Source organism: Bacillus sp. LNXM12-1 (genome assembly GCF_003004375.1).
Taxonomy (GTDB): Bacteria; Bacillota; Bacilli; order Bacillales; family Bacillaceae; genus Bacillus.
The window spans coordinates 669,400-688,383 of sequence record NZ_PVWX01000001.1 but is presented as its reverse complement, the minus strand read 5'-3'; the positions used below and the strand labels follow the sequence as shown (position 1 = coordinate 688,383).

Below are 18,984 nucleotides of genomic sequence, written 5' to 3'. Positions count from 1 at the left end.
CTTATGTCATGAAAGAGGGGAAATTGATGAAGTTTCAAGCGGAGGATGCGGATCGCTTTTTGCAATCTAAAGATTACATTGATACCGCTATCATTCCAATAGTTGGAATAGATGCGAATCAAATCAAACAAACTGTATCTTTAGGTGAGTTTACCATTCTTGTAGCAGAGGAACTTGAAAGGCAGCTGAAAGGGCGGGTCTTTCTTTTTCCACCACATACATATGTAGAGATCAATGATCGAAAACTAGAAGACATCTTTACGATGAAGCAGTCGCTAGAAGATCATTTTCAGCATGTCGTGTTGATCTCATCTGATCATCAATGGAAAGAGCATGCGGCGGTTAGTGAAGCGCTATTTTTGTTAAAGCCGGTTCCGCTCGAGCATTTAAAGGTAGAATTAAAGCAAAAAATCGTTCAAGACAGTGTAGAACAAATTTTGAACTTTTTGTTACAAAAGTGGAACCCTTCATAAAAACCCTTACATTTGCATTGTACATAGCTTTTTAGGCTGTTGACCTTGTGAATAGATTGATATATTATGAGGGTGTCCTAGTTTTATGAAATTTTTTCTAATTCAGTTATAAAGTAGCTGACGACCTGAGGGGGGGAGAAAAAAATGAGCGAGAAGAGACATGGAGTGTCCAGGCGTCAATTTTTGAATTACACGTTGACCGGCGTGGGGGGATTTATGGCCGCTGGAATGCTCATGCCTATGGTTCGCTTTGCGCTTGACCCTGTGCTAAAAGGAACAGAGGATCAGGATATGGTTCAAGTTGTCAGTGTAGATGAACTGACGAAGGAACCGAAGCGCTTTGACTTTAAAATTGATCAAGTAGATGCATGGTATGAGTCAAAGGAATCTAGGTCAGCATGGGTGTACAAAGAAGGGGATGAAATTGTCGCTTTATCGCCAATCTGTAAACATTTAGGATGTACAGTGAACTGGAACAGTGATCCGAAAAATCCAAACAAATTTTTCTGCCCATGCCACTATGGGCTGTACGACAAGGATGGTACAAACGTACCCGGAACTCCACCGCTTGCACCGCTTGACCATTATAAGCAGCAAGTGAAGGACGGATACCTCTATCTTGGAAAAGCTGTGCCGAAAGGGGAAGGGTAACGATGCTTAACAAGATTTATGATTGGGTAGATGAGCGGCTAGACATTACACCAATATGGAGAGATATTGCGGATCATGAGGTGCCAGAGCATGTCAATCCAGCACATCATTTCTCCGCTTTTGTGTACTGTTTTGGCGGTTTAACGTTTTTTGTGACAGTCATTCAAGTCCTTTCGGGCATGTTTTTAACGATGTATTATGTGCCGGATATTAAAAATGCCTGGGAATCTGTCTATTATTTGCAAAATGAAGTGGCATTTGGTCAGATTGTCAGAGGGATGCACCACTGGGGTGCGAGTCTAGTCATTGTCATGATGTTTTTACATACGCTAAGGGTCTTTTTCCAAGGGGCGTATAAAAAGCCTAGAGAGCTGAACTGGATTGTTGGTGTGCTCATTTTCTTTGTGATGCTTGGACTTGGTTTTACAGGATATCTCTTGCCATGGGATATGAAGGCGCTATTTGCGACGAAGGTTGGTCTTCAAATTGCAGAAGCCACACCATTCATTGGAAAAGAGATCAAAACGCTGCTTGCAGGTCATCCTGACATTGTAGGGGCACAAACGCTGACGAGATTTTTCGCTATCCATGTCTTTTTCTTGCCAGCGGCATTATTTGGGCTGATGGCTGCCCACTTTATTATGATTCGTAAGCAAGGAATTTCTGGACCGCTATAAAAAAAGTTGCGTTTGATGAATGTTCAATGAGGAGGGGATGACTTTGCATAGGGGAAAAGGGATGAAGTTTGTCGGAGACTCCAGAATTCCGGCAGAAAGAAAACCTAACATACCTAAAGACTATTCCGAATATCCGGGAAAAACAGAAGCCTTTTGGCCGAACTTTCTTTTAAAGGAATGGCTTGTAGGTGCCGTTTTTTTAATTGGATTTCTTGTCCTAACTGTTGTTCATGCACCTCCGCTTGAGCGGATGGCTGATCCAACAGATACCGGCTATATTCCGCTGCCAGACTGGTATTTCCTATTCTTGTACCAGTTATTAAAATATGAATTTGCTGCAGGAGGCTATACAGTAGTTGGCGCGATGATTATGCCTGGAATTGCGTTTGGTGCACTTTTGCTCGCACCATTTCTTGATTCTGGTCCTGAACGCAGACCGTATAGAAGACCGGTTGCAGTGGGGATGATGATCCTTGCAGTCGGCGCAGCAACATATTTAACGTGGGAGTCTGTTGCTACTCATGATTGGGAAGCAGCGGCGAAGCAAGGTGAAATTAAGAAAGAAGCAGAGATTGATACCTCAGCGGAAGAGTATAAAATTTATCAGGAGCAGACATGTATTTCCTGTCACGGGGATAACATGCAGGGCGGAGCAGCCGGACCGTCACTTGTTGACAACGGTCTTGCACCTGAGGAGATAGCTAAAATCGCTGTTGAAGGAAAAGGCAACATGCCTAAGGGTATCTTTAAAGGTAGCGATGAAGAACTTGAAAAGCTTTCTAAATATTTATCTGAAGTCAAATCTAAATAATTCAGTTGTTTAAATGCAAGTACAAGGATATACTCAAAAGAGAAAAAGCTGGCGCTGTCAGCTTTTTTCTGATTTTAACAGATCGTGAGTGAAGAGACGTATGAGATGGATTCAATATCTGCTAGCCACGCGCTACATGCTTGTGCTAGTCCTGATGATCAATTTCCTTGGCACTGTGTACGGCTACTATTGGTATATTCCTCAGCTTGTAGAGACGCCGGCTATCTTTTTAGCTTTTGTTCCAGACAGCCCAACGGCAAGCTTTTTCTTTTTATTTGTACTACTTGCGTTTTTGATGAAACGAAACGCTCCTTATTTTGAAGCACTTGCCCTTGTGACCTTGATTAAGTACGGGTTATGGGCTGTAGGAATGAATATCTTTGTGCTTTTATCTGTTGATGACTTTCCGTGGGAAGGATACATGCTGATTGGGTCTCACTTTGCGATGGCGGTTCAAGCTGTATTGTTTGCACCGTATTATCGTTTTAAAATGCGTCATTTGGTGGTAGCCGGCATATGGATTTTACATAACGATGTGATTGATTATGTATTTGGTATGATGCCGCGTTATTCTATGCTGTCTGCCTATTCAAACGAGATCGGCTATGTCACGTTTTGGTTAAGTATTGCCGTTCTTCTTGTTTCGTATTATCTCGTCCTATCGAAAAAATCGGTCAAGCTTGAACTCCCTTAACAATATTGGTCTAACCTTGTCCTTTTCTTCATACGCTGTATGGAGAAGGGCTAGGAGGGACTTGCATGAAACGAAAGCCAATCGCGATGATTCTATTATTTTTTCTCGTATTACAGCCATCTGTTGCCAAAGGCGAGGAAACAGCCGCTAACGTGCTGCAAGAATTAACGGAACTATCAGATTCAATCTTTCAATTAACGAGACAAGCTAAATATGATGAGGCGTTACAGGTCGCATTGTATGTTGAAAAGACATTTAAAGCTGAGAATTGGCGTGGTACTCTGACAAATACGCAGATTCGGCAAATTACACTTGGCTATCAAGATATTATAAAAGGGCTGCCGCAGGAAGAATTGAATGAGCGCGAAAAGCTTCGTTATGCCTCTCAGTTTAGAATGCTGCTCGATGCGATCCAGTCAGACTCTGAGCCTCTTTGGGGTTCGCTGGAGAAGCCCATTATGGGGTCTTTTCCTACTTTGAAAAAAGAAGTGAGGGATCCGGAGTCGACGACGTTTTATGAAACTTGGAATGAGCTGGTTTCTTTATACGATATGATATACCCTAGTTTAACCATTGATGTTTCGCCTGAAAAGCTGCAAACGATTAAGCAGCATATGGAAGTGATTGAGCAAGGTGAATTTTTAAAAGCATCAAGTGGGACAAAGCTTGAGCGTCTCACGAAGCTCGAAGAGGATTTATCGAGTGTGTTTGCTCACGTCGATCAAGATGAAGCTGATCCATCGCTTTTATGGGTCATTTTAACAACAGGGAGTATCATTTTATTAACGTTAACGTATGTTGGGTTTCGGAAATACCGTGCTGAAAAAGAGAAGAAGCAAAAGCGTCAGGCTGATTATCCGAAATCATAAAAAAAGAAGCACCATTTTTGGGCTTCTTTTTTTAATGCGGATTAAGCGGCTTTTTGTGTTCATCTAATGTGAAGCCTTCACCAAGCACATCATGCACGTCACTGACAGATACAAATGCATGAGGATCGACTGAGGTCACGACGCTTTTGAGATGGACAAGCTCGTTTTTCGGGACGACGCAATAAAGGACGTTGCGCTCCTGTTTTGTATAGGAACCAATCCCTTTTAAAATGGTCACACCGCGCTCCATTTCCTCTGTGATTTTCTTTTGAATGATGTCATCTTTTTCAGAGATAATCATGGCGCCTTTGGCTGCGTAAGCGCCTTCTTGCATGAAGTCAATGACCTTTGCGGCAACAAACACTGCGACGAGTGTATACATGGCTTCTTTGTAATTTAAATAAGTAAGAGAAATCGTAATGACACATGCGTCGAAGATGAACATTGTTCGTCCCATGGCCACCTGATAATGCTTGTTGATGAGTCTTGCGATGATGTCCACGCCGCCGGTTGTACCGCCGAACTTAAAGATGATCCCGAGGCCTGTTCCGATAAACACACCAGCAAAGAGCGCGGCTAGCGCCAAATCGTGCTGGAGAGGCATATGTATTTGAAAGCGCTGGAAGATGGCAAGAAAGACAGAAAGACTGACGGTTCCTACAATTGTATAAGTAAACATGGTTCTGCCGAGCATTTTCCAGCCGATAAAAAAGATCGGAATGTTTAAGACAAGGTTTGAAATGGATGGATCAATGTGGAATAGAAAATATAAAAGCAGTGTAATACCTGTAAATCCGCCTTCCGCCAAATTGTTCTGCATATTAAAATGAACAAGACCGAAAGAAAAAATCGCAGATCCTATTAAAATAAATACGATATTTTTAAGACGAATTTCTTTTAGCAAGAGACCACTCCTTTTTTTGCTTAGACAGCGATAATATTATATGGTATGGGAGAGAAACAAGCAAACTGAGTCTTAAACATTTGTCAAATATTTATGATTTCGCTAACATGTAAGAGATGGATAGGAGGATGAGCTTCATGACGAATGAAAAAACGCTGCGTCACGTGCAGCAAGAAGTAGATGATTACATAGGACAATTTAAAGAAGGCTATTTCAGCCCGCTTGCCATGATGGCCCGTCTGACAGAAGAATTAGGCGAGCTAGCAAGAGAGGTTAACCATTACTATGGAGAAAAGCCGAAAAAAACAACGGAAACAGAAAAAAGCATGGAAGAAGAAATTGGCGATGTTTTGTTTGTGTTAACATGCCTCGCTAATTCACTAGATATATCACTAGAGGAAGCACACGATCGTGTGATGCATAAATTCAATACAAGAGACAAAGACCGCTGGACAAAAAAAGAAGGGAAGTAGAGACGATGACGAACCAAACCATCAAAGTAGTAATCGCTGGAGCAAGAGGAAGAATGGGGATAGAGGCTGTGAAGCTGACAGAAGAAACGAGCCATTTTGAGCTTGTGGCAGCCCTTGATCACGCGCACGAAGGAAAAAAATTATCTGATGTGATTCATACGACATCTGAGGCGCCAATTTACACAGATATTGATGTGTGTCTTTCAGAGACAGCACCTGATGTATTAATTGATTTGACGACACCAGAAATCGGGAAAGTACATACAAAAAAGGCACTTGAACATGGCGTCCGTCCAGTCGTAGGAACCACTGGATTTTCTGAAGCTGACCTGAAAGAGCTACAGCAATTAACAGAAGAAAAGAGCATAGGCTGTATTATTGCGCCAAACTTTGCTGTCGGTGCGGTCTTAATGATGAAGTTTGCCAAAATGGCAGCGAATTACTTTCCTGACGTTGAAATCATTGAGCTTCACCATGATAAAAAACTAGATGCTCCGAGCGGTACTGGGCTTAAAACAGCTGAAATGATTGCAGAAGTCAGAGAAAGCAAAAAGCAGGGACATCCAGAAGAGAAAGAATTAATCGAAGGTGCACGAGGCGCAGATTATGACGGTATCCGTCTGCACAGCGTAAGACTTCCGGGTATGATTGCACATCAAGAAGTACTGTTTGGAATGGACGGACAGACGCTCACCATTCGCCATGATTCTTATAACCGTGCATCATTTATGTCAGGTGTGAAGCTTTCAGTTGAACAGGTCATGCACATTGATCAGCTTGTCTATGGTTTAGAAAATATCATCGACTAATAAGGAGTGGATTCCTGATGAACATTGCTTTAATCGCTCATGATAAGAAAAAAAGTGACATGATCCAATTTGCCATTGCGTACCGTGATATATTGGCAGATCATACACTTTACGCAACAGGGACAACAGGTTTGAGAGTGAAAGAAGCGACGGGGCTTCCCATTCATCGTTTCCAGTCAGGACCACTTGGAGGAGATCAGCAGATTGGTGCTTTAATTGCTGATAATGCAATGGATCTTGTGCTCTTTTTTAGAGACCCGCTTACCGCGCAGCCGCATGAACCGGATGTATCTGCACTCATTCGGCTTTGTGATGTGTATACCATTCCACTAGCCACCAATATGGGGACCGCTGAAATTTTAGTCAGGAATTTAAATAAAGGCACGTTTGATTTTCGAGATGTAGTAAAAAACGGAGGAACAAATGAAACGACTTGATATCCTTGCATTCGGTGCCCACAGCGATGATGTTGAGATCGGTATGGGCGGAACGATTGCAAAATACGTAAAAAAAGGGGCGCGTGTCGGGATTTGCGACTTGACCCAGGCCGAATTATCTTCGAATGGAACGGTAGAGAGCCGTAAAGAGGAAGCAAAAGCTGCTGCCGCCATTTTAGGTGTGTCAACGCGAATCCAGCTCACACTGCCAGACAGAGGACTTTATCTAAATGACGAAGCGATGAAGGACATTGCAGGCGTGATTCGAACATACAAGCCAAAACTGATTTTTGCTCCGCATCACCAAGATCGGCATCCAGATCATGGTCATGCGGGCTCACTTGTAGAAGAGGCTGCTTTTTCGGCAGGTATACATAAATTTGAAGATTCATACAAGCAGCCAGCGCATAAAATAAGTCAGATGTATTATTACATGATTAACGGTCATCATCGCCCAGATTTTGTGATTGATATTTCTGAGGAAATGCACCAAAAGATTGATAGCTTGCATGCGTATAAAAGCCAATTTGTTAAATCGGCGAATTCAGTTGAGACACCTCTTGTGAACGGTTATATTGATTTTGTCAAAATGAGAGAGTCTATGTATGGAAGGGAAGTCAATAAAGCTTATGCAGAAGGGTTTATCACAAAGAAACCACTTTTGATAGATGACGACTTACTTGGGGGGTAATTATGAAAAAACTGAAGGTCGGAATCACTTGTTATCCAAGTGTCGGCGGCTCGGGCATTATTGCTACGGAACTTGGAAAACGTTTAGCTGAAAAAGGGCACGATGTTCATTTCATTACCTCAAGTATTCCGTTTAGGCTCAATAAAGTGTATCCGAATATTTATTTTCATGAGGTGGATGTCAATCAATATGCTGTTTTTCAATATCCGCCTTATGACCTTGCATTAGCAAGTAAATTGGCAGAAGTTGCAAAACGAGAGAAGCTTGATATTATTCACGCGCATTATGCGGTTCCGCACGCCGTCTGTGCGTTCTTAGCGAAGCAGATGACGGGACATTCTGTGAAAGTCGTCACGACGCTTCACGGGACGGATATTACGGTATTAGGCTATGATCCATCACTAAAGGAAGTCATTCGATTTGCGATCGAATCATCAGACCGGGTAACGGCGGTGTCGCATTCATTAGCTGCGCAGACGTATGACCTTATCAAACCAAATAAAAAGATCGAGACGATCCATAATTTTGTCGATGAACGGGTGTATTTGCGCGAAGATCACGAAGTGCTAAAGACACATTATGGTCTTTTACCGGACGATAAGGTCGTCATCCATGTATCAAATTTTCGAAAGGTCAAACGGGTGCATGATGTCGTTCATGTGTTTAAAAAGATCTCAGAACAGGTGCAGGCAAAGCTGCTGCTCATCGGTGATGGTCCTGAAAAATCGGTCGTATGCGAACTCGTGAAAAAACTGGGGCTGACAGACCGCGTGTTATTTTTAGGAAAGCAAGAGAAAGTAGAAGAGCTGTATTCCATCAGTGATTTGAAGCTGCTTCTTTCTGAGAAAGAGAGCTTCGGACTTGTGCTTCTTGAGGCGATGGCATGCGGTGTCCCATGTATTGGGACTGATGTTGGCGGGATTCCAGAGGTCATTACACATGGAGAAACAGGTTTCCTTGTCCCGCTCGGCGATATAGACGCGGCAGTTAAACACGCAGTCTCTATACTCAAAGACAAAGCGCTTCATGAACAAGTGTCTGCGTCGGCCCAGTCTAGTGTTCAGGCCCATTTCTCTTCTGAAAAAATTGTGAGTGAATATGAAGAGCTTTACCTAGAATTGATCGAAGGTGATGATGAACATGAATGAACCATTCACACATGCGATCCCTATTTTACATACACTGCACGAACATGGGCATCAGGCTTACTTTGTCGGCGGAGCAGTGAGAGATGTCCTTTTAGGCAGGGAAATCGGCGATATCGATATAGCAACAGATGCAACGCCTGATACGGTCGAATCCTTATTTGAAAAAACAGTTGATGTTGGCAAAGAGCATGGCACTGTCATCGTGTTACATGATGGGGTCAGCTATGAGGTGACGACGTTTCGAACTGAATCAGAATATGAAGATTTTCGCAGACCGAAAGAAGTGGCGTTTATCACATCATTGAAGGAAGATCTTTTAAGAAGAGATTTAACGATCAATGCGATGGCCATGGATATAAATGGGGAGATCATTGACCATGTAGGGGGCAAACAGGATATTGAGCGGAAACGAATTCAAACCGTAGGAGATCCTGCGTGCCGCTTTCAGGAAGACGCGCTTCGTATGATGAGAGCGGTCCGTTTTTTAAGCCAGCTTGGCTTTGAGCTCGCTGCAGAAACGGCTGAAGCGATGAAAAAAGATAAGCACCTGCTTGCCAACATATCAGTTGAACGCAAAAAGATTGAAATGGAGAAGCTTTTAAAAGGCCGTTATTGTGAGCGGGCGATTAAGGTGCTCATTTCTACCAAATTGTATGAAGAATTGCCGGGTCTCAAAAAGGATGGTCTGCAAGAATCCTTTCAATCATTTCCGTATTATTTACTGGATGGACTAGAAGAAGTATGGGGGGCTGTTATCCATTTGCTTGGCTTAGATGAAGCGGAGGCTGTGCTCTTCTTAAAAGAATGGAAGCTGTCAACAAAGCTTTTGAAAGACGCGGTGGCTATTAGCCAATACGTCGATTGTGACTGGGATGCGGAGAAGATGTTTGAGGCTGGTGAACACGTGCTCTTATCTAGTTTGAAGATCTCACAGCTAAAACACGAGCGCCGCATTTTCTTTGACGAGCTTGAGGCAGCGAAGCGTTCTTATGATGCCCTTCCGATTAAAACGCTTCAAGACCTCGCTGTTTCAGGAAAAGATTTAATGGCCTTTCGGCAAAAGACATCAGGAAAATGGATCGCAGAAGAGCTCGATTTGGTGAAAAAAGCCGTTCTGCAAAATCATTTGGAAAACCGAAAAAAAGCCATAGAGGAGTGGCTTACAGCATGCGATCAGCAATTAGAAAACGATTAATCGAACTATTTACAGCATCAAGTGAGGACTTTGTCTCAAGTCAGCAAATATGTGATGAGCTTGGCTGTTCTCGAACGGCTGTCTGGAAGCATATAGAGGGCCTCAGAAAAGAGGGCTATGAGGTAGAAGCCGTCAGAAGAAAGGGATACCGCCTGCTTCGTAAACCGGACAAAATTAGTGAGGATGAAATTCTGTTTGGTCTAGAGACAGAGAGCTTTGGCAGGCACATTTATTTTCAGAAAGAAGTCGCCTCCACACAGCTGATTGCCCATGATCTTGTAAATGAAGGTGCGCCCCACGGTACGCTCGTTGTCAGTGATCATCAGACAAACGGGAAAGGCCGCCTTCAAAGAACGTGGCATTCACCAAATGGGACAGGCATCTGGATGAGTCTCGTTCTACGCCCTGAAATTCCGCTGCACAAAGCGCCGCAGATGACGCTTTTAGCATCTGTAGCCATCGCAGAAGCCATTGCAGAGCAAACAGGACTCAGTCCATCCATTAAATGGCCAAACGATATTTTGTTAAACGGGAAAAAGGTCGTTGGCATTCTAACCGAATTAAAAGCAGAGGCGGACCAGGTTCATGCGGTGATAATTGGTCCAGGCATTAATGTGAACCAAACGGCTGATGACTTTCCGGATGAACTAAAGGATGTCGCCACAAGCCTGCGAATGGAACTGAATGAAAAAGTGGACCGTGCTGCGCTCATACAACAGATCATGTCCACCTTTGAAAAAAGGTATGACGATTATATGAAGCATGGATTTACACCGATTAAACAATTATGGGAATCGTATGCGATGACGATCGGTCAGCATATTGTTGCCCGCACCGTCAATGGGCAATACACTGGAAAAGCGCTCGGAATCAATGAAGAAGGTGTTTTATTGCTTGAAACGGAGGAAGGTATTCAAAAAATCTACTCCGCAGACATCGAGATAAAGTCAACTTAAGTGGAACACCCGGCACATTTTTGATATACTTCGTGTGGGCAGTATCTGAAAAAGAGCTGTACCTGTAGAAACAAAAATTTGATAAATTTCTGCCTTGATCCTAAGGGACTTGGACAGAGGGATGATTCGCCGCGCATGAGAAATCAAAACATGTGATGTGAGGCAAGCCATCTCCTCTCCAGAATGAGGAGGAACAAATGAAGACAAAGCTAGATTTTTTCAAAATGAAAGAACAAAACGAACCGATTGTGATGCTGACAGCATACGACTATCCATCTGCAAAGCAAGCAGAAAAAGCGGAAGTCGACATGATCTTAGTTGGTGATTCACTTGGGATGGTTGTACTTGGACTCGATTCGACAGTCCAAGTCACGATGGATGATATGATTCATCACACAAAAGCAGTGAAAAGAGGCGCAAAAGACACATTTATTGTGACGGATATGCCATTTATGTCTTACCATTATTCATTAGCAGAAACATTGAAAAACGCAGCACGCATCATGCAAGAAAGCGGAGCGGATGCCTTAAAGCTAGAAGGCGGAGATGGCGTATTTGAATCCATTCAAGCTCTCACAAGAGGCGGGATTCCTGTCGTCAGTCATTTAGGCCTCACCCCTCAGTCAGTTGGAGTACTTGGCGGATATAAAGTGCAAGGAAAAGACCACGAAAGTGCGCAGAAATTGATTGAAGACAGCTTAAAATGTGAGGAAGCTGGTGCGATTGCACTTGTGCTTGAATGCGTACCTGGTGAACTGACAAAACGAATTACCGACATGCTGAAAATTCCTGTCATCGGGATTGGTGCAGGAGCTGAGGCAGACGGACAAGTTCTCGTTTACCATGATGTGGTAGGATACGGGGTGTCTAGAACACCTAAGTTTGTGAAACAATACGCGCAAATTGATACTGTACTAGAAGAAGCGCTTATTCAATATACGAAAGAAGTAAAAGCACACACATTTCCAGAAGACAAGCATACATTTCATATCAAAGAAGAAGTCCTTGATGGTTTATATGGGGGTATGAAAAAATGAACGTTGTCACCCATATTCACGAGCTGAAGGAATTGATCAAGCAGCATCGAGAAAAACAGCATTCCATTGGCTTTGTCCCAACGATGGGCTTTCTTCATGAAGGACATCTGACGCTCGCGAAAGAAGCAAGGGATCAAAATGACATTGTGGTAATGAGTATTTTTGTCAATCCTTTGCAATTTGGACCGAACGAAGACTTTGAATCCTATCCAAGGGATATGGAAAGAGATCAGCGCCTTGCAGAAGAAGCAGGTGTGGATATTTTATTTACACCTGATGTGAAAGAAATGTATCCAAATGAGCCATCTATCACGATGACGGTTCAAAAGCGGACTGATGTCTTATGCGGGAAAAAACGTCCAGGACATTTCGACGGCGTTGTTACTGTGCTTACAAAGCTATTTCATCTTGTAGCACCAACAAATGTATACTTTGGTCTAAAGGATGCACAGCAAGTCGCTGTGATCGATGCGATGATCAAGGATTTCTTCTTTGATCTTCACCTTGTATCTGTGCCGACAGTTAGAGAAGAAAACGGTTTAGCGAAAAGTTCAAGAAATGTGTACTTATCTGAAAAAGAAAGACAAGAAGCACCTGCTTTGTACCGCGCATTGAAAAAAGGACAGTCAGCGGTTGAAAAAGGTGAACGTGACGTCAGTCGTATTTATCAGTTGGTAGAAGAGGAAATTCTTCAAACGAGCGGGGAAATCGATTATATTGAGATCTACTCCTATCCAGAGCTTGAGCCGCTTCAGCAGTTGGCAGGTCAGGTCATCATTGCGATTGCGGTGAAATTCTCACGGGCAAGACTGATTGATAATGTGATATTCCATGTTCCTGAAAGCGGTGAAAAACATGTATAGAACCTTTATGACCTCTAAACTTCATAAAGCGACGGTAACAGAAGCAAACTTACATTATGTAGGAAGTATCACCATTGACGAAGATTTACTTGATGCGGCAGGCATGATGGCAAATGAGAAAGTACAGATTGTCAATAATCACAATGGCGCGAGACTTGAAACATATATTATTCCTGGTGAAAGAAAGAGCGGTGTCATTTGTCTAAATGGCGCGGCAGCAAGATTGGTTCAGCCGGGGGATGAAGTGATTATTATCGCTTATGGAATGCTCTCAGAAGAAGAAGCAAAGACACATACACCAAAAGTGGTCGTATTAAATAAACAAAATCAAATTGAACAAATGATTGGGCAAGAGCCTGCGAGAACGATTTTATAACGCATGCTGCAAGGAAACAGAACAGTTTTAAGAAAAGAAGCTGTTCTGTTTCAGCTATTTTGCCCAGAGTGTGTTTCACTTCGAGTGAAACGAGGAATTGAGGTGTCCATTTTATGGCCGATCAAAGGTTTGTTGTCGTTGATATTGAAACCACCGGAAATTCACCCAAAAAGGGTGATAAAATCATTCAAATTGCTGCGGTGGTCATTGAAAATGGACAAATTGTCGAACGGTATTCAAAATATGTGAACCCGGGAAAAGCGATCCCTGGATTTATTGAACAGCTGACAGGTATTCAGCAGCACATGGTTAACGATGCAGTGTTTTTTGAGGACATTGCCCAAGAGGTGTATGATCTTATTCAAGGCGCTTATTTTGTTGCGCACAATGTTCATTTTGACTTGAATTTTTTAAATGATGAACTAAAAGCATGCGGGAAAAATGAGCTGGATGTGCTAGCGATTGATACAGTTGAGATTTCTAGAATTCTTTATCCAGAGCTTGAAGGTTATAAGCTCACTGAATTAAGTGAAGAGCTCATGCTTCCACATGACCACCCGCACCGGGCGGATAGTGATGCGGAAGTTACTGCCATGTTATTTTTAACCTTATTACATCAATTAACACATACACCGCCAAATGTGCTAAAGCAGCTGCGCAGATTATCCTCTTATCTCTTAAGCGATATAGGACTTTTAATACAGCAGCTTGAAACGAGTCGTGCTAGCCGTGAAGATTCTTTGGTAGAAGTGGGCTCTTTTGCTGTAAAAGATGTCACCAATCCTGAAACGGATACGACAGATTCAGTAGGGGAAGACGATAAACAGCTGTTTGAGGAGATCAAAAAGAAGCTTCCCCAAACAGTGGAAGGCTATGAAGTAAGAGAAGGCCAGCTCGCGATGATGAATAAAGTGAGAGATGTGTTTCATGAAAGGGCCTATGCTTTAATTGAAGCGGCACCAGGTATTGGAAAAACGCTGGCATACCTCATACCAGCTGCACTAGAGGCAAAGAAATCAGGAAAACCTGTCATTATTAGTACATATTCCATTCTTTTGCAGCAGCAAATGCTTCAGCGCGATGTGCCGATTTTAAATCAATTGCTTCCGTTTGAGCCAGCTGCCTGTGTATTCAAAGGACGGGCGCATTATATTTGCTTAGATAAGTTTGAGCATGTGCTGCATGAGGAAGATGATAACTATGATGTGGTCTTAACGAAGGCGCAAATATTAATGTGGCTTCTTGTCACAGAAACGGGTGATTTATCTGAACTGAATTTACCGTCAGGAGCTGCCAATATAAAAGACCGTATTTCGTGTGTGCACATGCCGTTTACATCAAAAAAGCGCCGCTTTAAAGAATACTGCTTTTATGAACGTGCCAAAAAAAGGGCCAAAACAGCCAATTTAATTTTAACAAATCATCGCCTGCTCTTATCACAAACGGAAGCATCGTCTATCTTTCAGCATGCAGACGTATATGTGATTGACGAGGCTCATCAATTTGAGAAAACAGCCAATGAAACACTAGGAGATAGTGCGTCGTATATCCAGCTTCATGCGAAATTAACGCAGCTTGGCTCCTTACAGGGCGGTCTTTTAAACAAGCTGAAAAAGAGATTTCACGGTGCTGGTTTACAGACGGACACCTTTATCGAAATGGATGAGTATCTTCATCAGCTTCAAATGGAAAGTGACGCCTTCTTTAGTACCGTTCATTCTTTTGTCAAAAGGACAAAACCAAAAGCAGACATCAATCGTCTCATTCATAGAGTACGTCATCATTCGAAGCATGCGCAGTGGAAACGGATTAAAGAGACGGCAAGTAAGCTTTGTTCCTTGTTAATTGCTTGTGAAAAGTTGTATGAGCAGCAAAAAAGCGAGCTTCTTCAAAAAAGTGATCAGCTGACAGAACACTTTGCCTTTGAAGCAGAGGAATACGATCAAGTGATGTCGTTTATGCATACATTTTGCAGTACGCTGTACCGGTTTATTTTTGAACCGAAAAATGATGAAACGGTTTGGATTGAGATTGATGCAAAGGGTGCCAAAAATGCTGTCTTTATGCATGCACAGCCGCTAGATACTGGAGAGCTTTTAGCGGACCGATTTTTTATGAACAAAAAAAGTGTTGTTCTCACATCAGGAACACTCACAATCAATGGGCGCTTTGATTATTGCTTAGAACGATTTGGTCTGCAGGATTTTTATCCGCATCTTGTACAGATTGAGTCACCGTTTGAACTTGAAAAACAGCTCAAGGTGATTGTACCAGCTGATATGCCGCCGATTACGAACCGTGATGAGCGCGACTATGTAAAGCAAGCAGCACGGTACATTAAGGTGATGGAAAAGCAGCATCAAGCGAAGATATTGGTGTTGTTTAATTCACATGAGATGTTAAAAGCAGTGTATGAAGAGCTGAAAACAGAAGGGATGCAAGCCGCCCTTTTTGCTCAAGGTCTGACGGGCGGGAGCCCTGTTAAATTAACGAAAATGTTCAAATTAGCAAAACATGCGATTTTACTTGGTACGGGTAGTTTTTGGGAAGGTGTCGATTTTCCTGGATCAGAGCTGACAACAGTCATTATGGCACGTCTCCCGTTCAGGCCGCCTGATTCACCGCTCATTGAAGCAAAATGTGATGCCGCTAAAAAACAGGGGAAGAACCCGTTTAAAGCCGTTGCTCTCCCAGAAGCTGTGCTAACCTTTAAACAAGGTGCAGGACGCTTGCTGCGCTCTGAAAAAGACATAGGTACATTGCTCATTCTAGACCGCCGAGTGAAAACCGCTTCATATGGAAAGCTATTTTTAGAATCACTCCCTCATGCGCCAGTCCACGAGATGTCAAAAGAATCACTTGAGGCGTATATAGAGAAGCTCAACAACGAAAAGCCGCTGTCATAAGCGGCCTTTAGCTGGTGTGGGTTTGGAGTTAATTTATCGTAACGGCTTTTTGTGTTCCGTTGTAAAAATAGTATCGGTTCCCGCGCCGAAAAGTATGACTAACAATATTTACGTACCGAGGAGGAATTAGAAGTGGAAAGTAAAATAGAGGTACTTTCAACTGTTCAAATTAAGCATTCAGAGGACCTGTATAAAATTGTTGACTTATTGAACAGAACGCTTAAAAGAGAAGATCTCATGTTTGGATTAGCATTAGATCAAGAAGATCAAAATCAAGCGATATTTACGATATATCGCACATAGGGGAAGCTTGACATGAAAAAAATAGTCTGGATCATTTCATCCGTTGTGGCTCTCGTTTTGCTCATTGGCATCATCAGTTTTACGTGGATTTATCAGATTGCCATGGGACAAAAAGAACAAGGTCATGAGGCGGCGATTGAACGAGCAAAAAAACAAGCAAACATCGTACAAGTGGAGCAAGTGGAAACCTTTGTCGGGAAAGAAAAACAATTTATTGTTGAAGGGAAAAACAAACAAAATGAAACAACCTATGTTTGGGTACCTGCCAGCAATAAAGAAAAAGTGATCGCAAAAAAAGCAAAAGAAGGCATTACCTCAAATCAAGCAGTACAAGCCGTTCAAAAGGAGAACACTGTATCTAAGCTAAAGGACGTTCAATTAGCAAGAGAAGGTGACGTACTCCTTTGGGAAGTGACGTACTTAAATGAGAACAATCAATACAGCTTCAGCTATGTCGACTTCTCGACAGGACATGTGGAAAAAAATGTAACTCCATAGTTTCTCCTGTCTTGCGTTGACCATGCTGATTTAGAACGGTTATAATAAAATGTATGAAAAAAGATTCACACCTGTCGAAAAGGTGAGCTTCTTTCTGGCTTTGGAGGGAATTATGTTGAAAACAACGATTAATCAAGTGTTCAAACATGTCGATGAAGATGTAACCATCGGCGCATGGATTGCCAATAAACGTTCAAGCGGTAAAATTGCATTCTTGCAGCTGCGTGACGGGACAGGCTTTATTCAAGGAGTCGTAGTAAAAGCAGAAGTGGAAGAGGAAGTCTTTAAGCTTGCGAAATCAGTCACTCAAGAAACATCTGTCTATGTGACAGGACAAGTGACAAAAGACGAGCGTTCACCTCTTGGTTTTGAATTGCAAGTGAAATCCATTGAAGTGATTCACGAAGCAACTAACTATCCAATTACACCAAAAGAGCATGGAACAGAATTCTTAATGGATCACCGTCATTTATGGCTTCGTTCTAAAAAGCAGCATGCCATTATGAAAATTCGTAACGAAATTATTCGTGCTACATATGAATTCTTCCATCAAGAAGGTTTCGTGAAAGTAGATCCGCCAATTTTAACTGGAAGTGCACCTGAGGGCACAACGGAGCTGTTTGCGACGAAATATTTTGATGAAGATGCGTACCTTTCTCAAAGTGGACAGCTTTACATGGAAGCTGCGGCAATGGCACTCGGAAAAGTATTCTCATTTGGCCCAACATTTAGAGCTGAAAAATCTAAAACAAAACGTCATTTAATTGAGTTTTGGATGATCGAGCCTGAGATGGCTTTTGTCGAATTTAATGAAAACCTTGAGTATCAAGAACATTATGTGACTCATGTTGTTCAAAGTGTACTTGAAAACTGTAAAGTTGAACTGCATACACTTGGCCGTGATACAGCAAAATTAGAAAACATCAAAGCACCATTCCCGCGCATCACTTACGATGAAGCGATTAAATTCTTGCAGGAAAAAGGCTTTGACGATATTGAATGGGGAGATGACTTCGGTGCGCCTCACGAAACAGCGATCGCTGAAAGCTACGATAAACCAGTGTTTATCACTCATTACCCAACATCATTAAAACCATTTTACATGCAGCCTGCACCGGATCGTGATGATGTCGTCCTTTGTGCAGACTTGATTGCACCAGAAGGTTACGGAGAGATCATTGGCGGTTCTGAGCGTGTGCATGATCTAGAGCTGCTTGAAGCAAGATTGAAAGAACATGGGCTAGATCAAGAAACTTACAAATGGTACACAGAATTAAGACAATATGGTTCTGTACCGCATTCAGGTTTTGGTCTTGGACTTGAACGTACAGTTGCTTGGATTAGTGGAGCGCCGCATGTGCGTGAAACCATTCCTTTCCCAAGATTATTAAACCGTTTATATCCTTAAGACGTGAAAGCCTCCAACATATGGAGGCTTTTTCAAACGTTTTTTGAAGGGGCACGTGAAATAAAACGTGATATACTTAAACTGAAGAGGTGTATCCGATGAATAGGCAGCAATTTATTAATATGCAGCAAATGGGTTCGACCAGTTTGCCTAATTTGCTGATTGCTCATTATGAGCAGTTAGGACTGAATGAATCACAAATGATGGTGATGCTCAAGATTAAAATGAATGAAGAACAAGGTGTTTTCTTTCAAACATTTGAAGAGCTGTCCCATGGCATGACCATTTCAGCTGAAGAGTGTGCGTATATGGTTCAGCATTTAATTCAAAAGGGATTTATTTCGATTCAGCCGTTTGAGGACGGGTCTGGTATTCAGCATGACCGCTACTCAGTTGAGCCTTTATGGGGCGTACTGTATGACTTTTTAGAAGCAAAACAAGCAAATGAAGGTCAAAAACTTCATGTGCAGGCTGAAAAGTCTTTATATGCTCTATTTGAAGATGAATTTGGCAGACCGCTGTCTCCTCTTGAAGGAGAAACACTCTCGATCTGGATGGATCAAGACCATCATGATGCTGAAATGATTCGCCTAGCGTTAAGAGAAGCGGTTTTATCAGGAAAATTAAATTTCCGTTATATCGACCGAATTCTGTTTGAGTGGAAAAAGAAAGGGCTGAAAACAGCGGAAGAAGCAAAAGAGCATAGCCAGCATTTCCGTTCTCAGCAAAAAGCGCCACCTTCAAAAGAAGAGACGTCAACATATAAACGACAAGTTCCTTTTTATAATTGGCTGGAACAATAACC

General features: G+C 42.4%; 22 protein-coding genes. 21 read left to right on the top strand and 1 reads right to left on the bottom strand.

The features are described 5' to 3' along the window. Positions 1–26: 26 nt before the first annotated feature. The 6 genes from C6Y07_RS03515 to ypjB all read left to right on the top strand — a co-directional run bounded on the left by C6Y07_RS03515 (position 27) and on the right by ypjB (position 4,175). Complete coding sequence (locus C6Y07_RS03515) at positions 27–473, top strand: YpiF family protein (protein WP_034661055.1); 447 nt, start codon at positions 27–29, stop codon at positions 471–473. Between the two features lie 144 nt (positions 474–617). After that, the gene (locus C6Y07_RS03510; protein WP_007500911.1) at positions 618–1,124 is read left to right on the top strand and encodes a ubiquinol-cytochrome c reductase iron-sulfur subunit; all 507 of its coding nucleotides are present in this window, start codon (positions 618–620) and stop codon (positions 1,122–1,124) included. Between the two features lie 2 nt (positions 1,125–1,126). After that, positions 1,127–1,801 carry a menaquinol-cytochrome c reductase cytochrome b subunit gene (qcrB, locus tag C6Y07_RS03505; protein ID WP_003215804.1) on the top strand — a complete coding sequence of 225 codons (675 nt, stop codon included), beginning with the start codon at positions 1,127–1,129 and terminating at the stop codon, positions 1,799–1,801. A gap of 43 nt (positions 1,802–1,844) precedes the next feature. After that, a complete protein-coding gene (locus C6Y07_RS03500) occupies positions 1,845–2,612 on the top strand; it encodes a menaquinol-cytochrome c reductase cytochrome b/c subunit (RefSeq protein ID WP_003215888.1) in 768 nt (255 codons plus the stop codon). Positions 2,613–2,712: 100 nt separating this feature from the next. Next, positions 2,713–3,306: a lipoprotein heptaprenylglyceryl N-acetyltransferase LhaT gene (gene lhaT / locus C6Y07_RS03495; protein WP_034661054.1), complete on the top strand. Its 594-nt coding sequence runs from the start codon at positions 2,713–2,715 to the stop codon at positions 3,304–3,306. A 65-nt stretch (positions 3,307–3,371) separates the two neighbouring features. Then, the gene (ypjB, locus tag C6Y07_RS03490) at positions 3,372–4,175 is read left to right on the top strand and encodes a sporulation protein YpjB (protein ID WP_060596735.1); all 804 of its coding nucleotides are present in this window, start codon (positions 3,372–3,374) and stop codon (positions 4,173–4,175) included. Positions 4,176–4,206: 31 nt separating this feature from the next. Here ypjB and C6Y07_RS03485 read toward each other — a convergent pair whose 3' ends face one another. Further along, a complete protein-coding gene (locus tag C6Y07_RS03485; RefSeq protein WP_060596734.1) occupies positions 4,207–5,079 on the bottom strand; it encodes a YitT family protein in 873 nt (290 codons plus the stop codon). A 137-nt stretch (positions 5,080–5,216) separates the two neighbouring features. On the opposite strand from C6Y07_RS03485, the gene C6Y07_RS03480 reads away from it, so the two are divergent. The 15 genes from C6Y07_RS03480 (at position 5,217) to C6Y07_RS03410 (ending at position 18,982) form a co-directional block, all read left to right on the top strand. Continuing rightward, positions 5,217–5,552 (top strand): nucleotide pyrophosphohydrolase, encoded by a 336-nt coding sequence (locus C6Y07_RS03480; protein WP_003215805.1) that lies wholly within the window; start codon positions 5,217–5,219, stop codon positions 5,550–5,552. Between the two features lie 5 nt (positions 5,553–5,557). Then, a complete protein-coding gene (gene dapB, locus C6Y07_RS03475; RefSeq protein ID WP_106156241.1) occupies positions 5,558–6,361 on the top strand; it encodes a 4-hydroxy-tetrahydrodipicolinate reductase in 804 nt (267 codons plus the stop codon). A gap of 17 nt (positions 6,362–6,378) precedes the next feature. Next, positions 6,379–6,798 carry a methylglyoxal synthase gene (gene mgsA, locus C6Y07_RS03470; protein WP_060596732.1) on the top strand — a complete coding sequence of 140 codons (420 nt, stop codon included), beginning with the start codon at positions 6,379–6,381 and terminating at the stop codon, positions 6,796–6,798. Further along, positions 6,785–7,489, top strand: coding sequence for a bacillithiol biosynthesis deacetylase BshB1 (bshB1, locus tag C6Y07_RS03465; protein WP_034661049.1), 705 nt, complete (start codon positions 6,785–6,787; stop codon positions 7,487–7,489). The genes mgsA and bshB1 overlap by 14 nt, the downstream gene beginning before the upstream one ends. Positions 7,490–7,491: 2 nt before the next feature. Then, positions 7,492–8,637, top strand: coding sequence for an N-acetyl-alpha-D-glucosaminyl L-malate synthase BshA (gene bshA / locus C6Y07_RS03460; protein WP_106061647.1), 1,146 nt, complete (start codon positions 7,492–7,494; stop codon positions 8,635–8,637). Beyond that, complete coding sequence (locus C6Y07_RS03455) at positions 8,630–9,832, top strand: CCA tRNA nucleotidyltransferase (protein ID WP_060596730.1); 1,203 nt, start codon at positions 8,630–8,632, stop codon at positions 9,830–9,832. Before bshA ends, C6Y07_RS03455 begins: the two co-directional genes overlap by 8 nt. Beyond that, the gene (locus C6Y07_RS03450; protein WP_060596729.1) at positions 9,805–10,788 is read left to right on the top strand and encodes a biotin--[acetyl-CoA-carboxylase] ligase; all 984 of its coding nucleotides are present in this window, start codon (positions 9,805–9,807) and stop codon (positions 10,786–10,788) included. Before C6Y07_RS03455 ends, C6Y07_RS03450 begins: the two co-directional genes overlap by 28 nt. 197 nt (positions 10,789–10,985) lie before the next feature. After that, a complete protein-coding gene (gene panB, locus C6Y07_RS03445) occupies positions 10,986–11,825 on the top strand; it encodes a 3-methyl-2-oxobutanoate hydroxymethyltransferase (RefSeq protein ID WP_060596728.1) in 840 nt (279 codons plus the stop codon). Then, positions 11,822–12,688, top strand: coding sequence for a pantoate--beta-alanine ligase (panC, locus tag C6Y07_RS03440; protein WP_060596727.1), 867 nt, complete (start codon positions 11,822–11,824; stop codon positions 12,686–12,688). The genes panB and panC overlap by 4 nt, the downstream gene beginning before the upstream one ends. After that, positions 12,681–13,064 carry an aspartate 1-decarboxylase gene (gene panD / locus C6Y07_RS03435; protein ID WP_024422780.1) on the top strand — a complete coding sequence of 128 codons (384 nt, stop codon included), beginning with the start codon at positions 12,681–12,683 and terminating at the stop codon, positions 13,062–13,064. Before panC ends, panD begins: the two co-directional genes overlap by 8 nt. A gap of 113 nt (positions 13,065–13,177) precedes the next feature. Next, a complete protein-coding gene (gene dinG, locus C6Y07_RS03430) occupies positions 13,178–15,970 on the top strand; it encodes an ATP-dependent DNA helicase DinG (RefSeq protein ID WP_066030736.1) in 2,793 nt (930 codons plus the stop codon). Positions 15,971–16,102: 132 nt separating this feature from the next. Then, the gene (locus tag C6Y07_RS03425) at positions 16,103–16,273 is read left to right on the top strand and encodes a YpmA family protein (RefSeq protein WP_008344594.1); all 171 of its coding nucleotides are present in this window, start codon (positions 16,103–16,105) and stop codon (positions 16,271–16,273) included. Positions 16,274–16,285: 12 nt separating this feature from the next. Beyond that, the gene (gene tseB, locus C6Y07_RS03420) at positions 16,286–16,771 is read left to right on the top strand and encodes a cell wall elongation/penicillin-binding protein regulator TseB (protein WP_060596725.1); all 486 of its coding nucleotides are present in this window, start codon (positions 16,286–16,288) and stop codon (positions 16,769–16,771) included. Positions 16,772–16,886: 115 nt separating this feature from the next. Further along, positions 16,887–18,179 (top strand): asparagine--tRNA ligase, encoded by a 1,293-nt coding sequence (gene asnS / locus C6Y07_RS03415; protein ID WP_106156490.1) that lies wholly within the window; start codon positions 16,887–16,889, stop codon positions 18,177–18,179. Positions 18,180–18,277: 98 nt separating this feature from the next. Then, positions 18,278–18,982 carry a DnaD domain-containing protein gene (locus tag C6Y07_RS03410; protein ID WP_106156240.1) on the top strand — a complete coding sequence of 235 codons (705 nt, stop codon included), beginning with the start codon at positions 18,278–18,280 and terminating at the stop codon, positions 18,980–18,982. Positions 18,983–18,984 lie beyond the last annotated feature (2 nt).

What these genes read in the sequence shown, in the direction of transcription:
- C6Y07_RS03510 (WP_007500911.1), top strand. Translation starts at nt 618, where the DNA reads ATGAGCGAGAAGAGACATGGAGTGTCCAGGCGTCAATTTTTGAATTAC.
- C6Y07_RS03410 (WP_106156240.1), top strand. Translation starts at nt 18,278, where the DNA reads ATGAATAGGCAGCAATTTATTAATATGCAGCAAATGGGTTCGACCAGT.
- panB (WP_060596728.1), top strand. Translation starts at nt 10,986, where the DNA reads ATGAAGACAAAGCTAGATTTTTTCAAAATGAAAGAACAAAACGAACCG.
- C6Y07_RS03455 (WP_060596730.1), top strand. Translation starts at nt 8,630, where the DNA reads ATGAATGAACCATTCACACATGCGATCCCTATTTTACATACACTGCAC.
- panC (WP_060596727.1), top strand. Translation starts at nt 11,822, where the DNA reads ATGAACGTTGTCACCCATATTCACGAGCTGAAGGAATTGATCAAGCAG.
- ypjB (WP_060596735.1), top strand. Translation starts at nt 3,372, where the DNA reads ATGAAACGAAAGCCAATCGCGATGATTCTATTATTTTTTCTCGTATTA.
- dinG (WP_066030736.1), top strand. Translation starts at nt 13,178, where the DNA reads ATGGCCGATCAAAGGTTTGTTGTCGTTGATATTGAAACCACCGGAAAT.
- qcrB (WP_003215804.1), top strand. Translation starts at nt 1,127, where the DNA reads ATGCTTAACAAGATTTATGATTGGGTAGATGAGCGGCTAGACATTACA.
- bshB1 (WP_034661049.1), top strand. Translation starts at nt 6,785, where the DNA reads ATGAAACGACTTGATATCCTTGCATTCGGTGCCCACAGCGATGATGTT.
- mgsA (WP_060596732.1), top strand. Translation starts at nt 6,379, where the DNA reads ATGAACATTGCTTTAATCGCTCATGATAAGAAAAAAAGTGACATGATC.
- tseB (WP_060596725.1), top strand. Translation starts at nt 16,286, where the DNA reads ATGAAAAAAATAGTCTGGATCATTTCATCCGTTGTGGCTCTCGTTTTG.
- C6Y07_RS03450 (WP_060596729.1), top strand. Translation starts at nt 9,805, where the DNA reads ATGCGATCAGCAATTAGAAAACGATTAATCGAACTATTTACAGCATCA.
- bshA (WP_106061647.1), top strand. Translation starts at nt 7,492, where the DNA reads ATGAAAAAACTGAAGGTCGGAATCACTTGTTATCCAAGTGTCGGCGGC.
- C6Y07_RS03480 (WP_003215805.1), top strand. Translation starts at nt 5,217, where the DNA reads ATGACGAATGAAAAAACGCTGCGTCACGTGCAGCAAGAAGTAGATGAT.
- dapB (WP_106156241.1), top strand. Translation starts at nt 5,558, where the DNA reads ATGACGAACCAAACCATCAAAGTAGTAATCGCTGGAGCAAGAGGAAGA.
- lhaT (WP_034661054.1), top strand. Translation starts at nt 2,713, where the DNA reads ATGAGATGGATTCAATATCTGCTAGCCACGCGCTACATGCTTGTGCTA.
- C6Y07_RS03515 (WP_034661055.1), top strand. Translation starts at nt 27, where the DNA reads ATGAAGTTTCAAGCGGAGGATGCGGATCGCTTTTTGCAATCTAAAGAT.
- panD (WP_024422780.1), top strand. Translation starts at nt 12,681, where the DNA reads ATGTATAGAACCTTTATGACCTCTAAACTTCATAAAGCGACGGTAACA.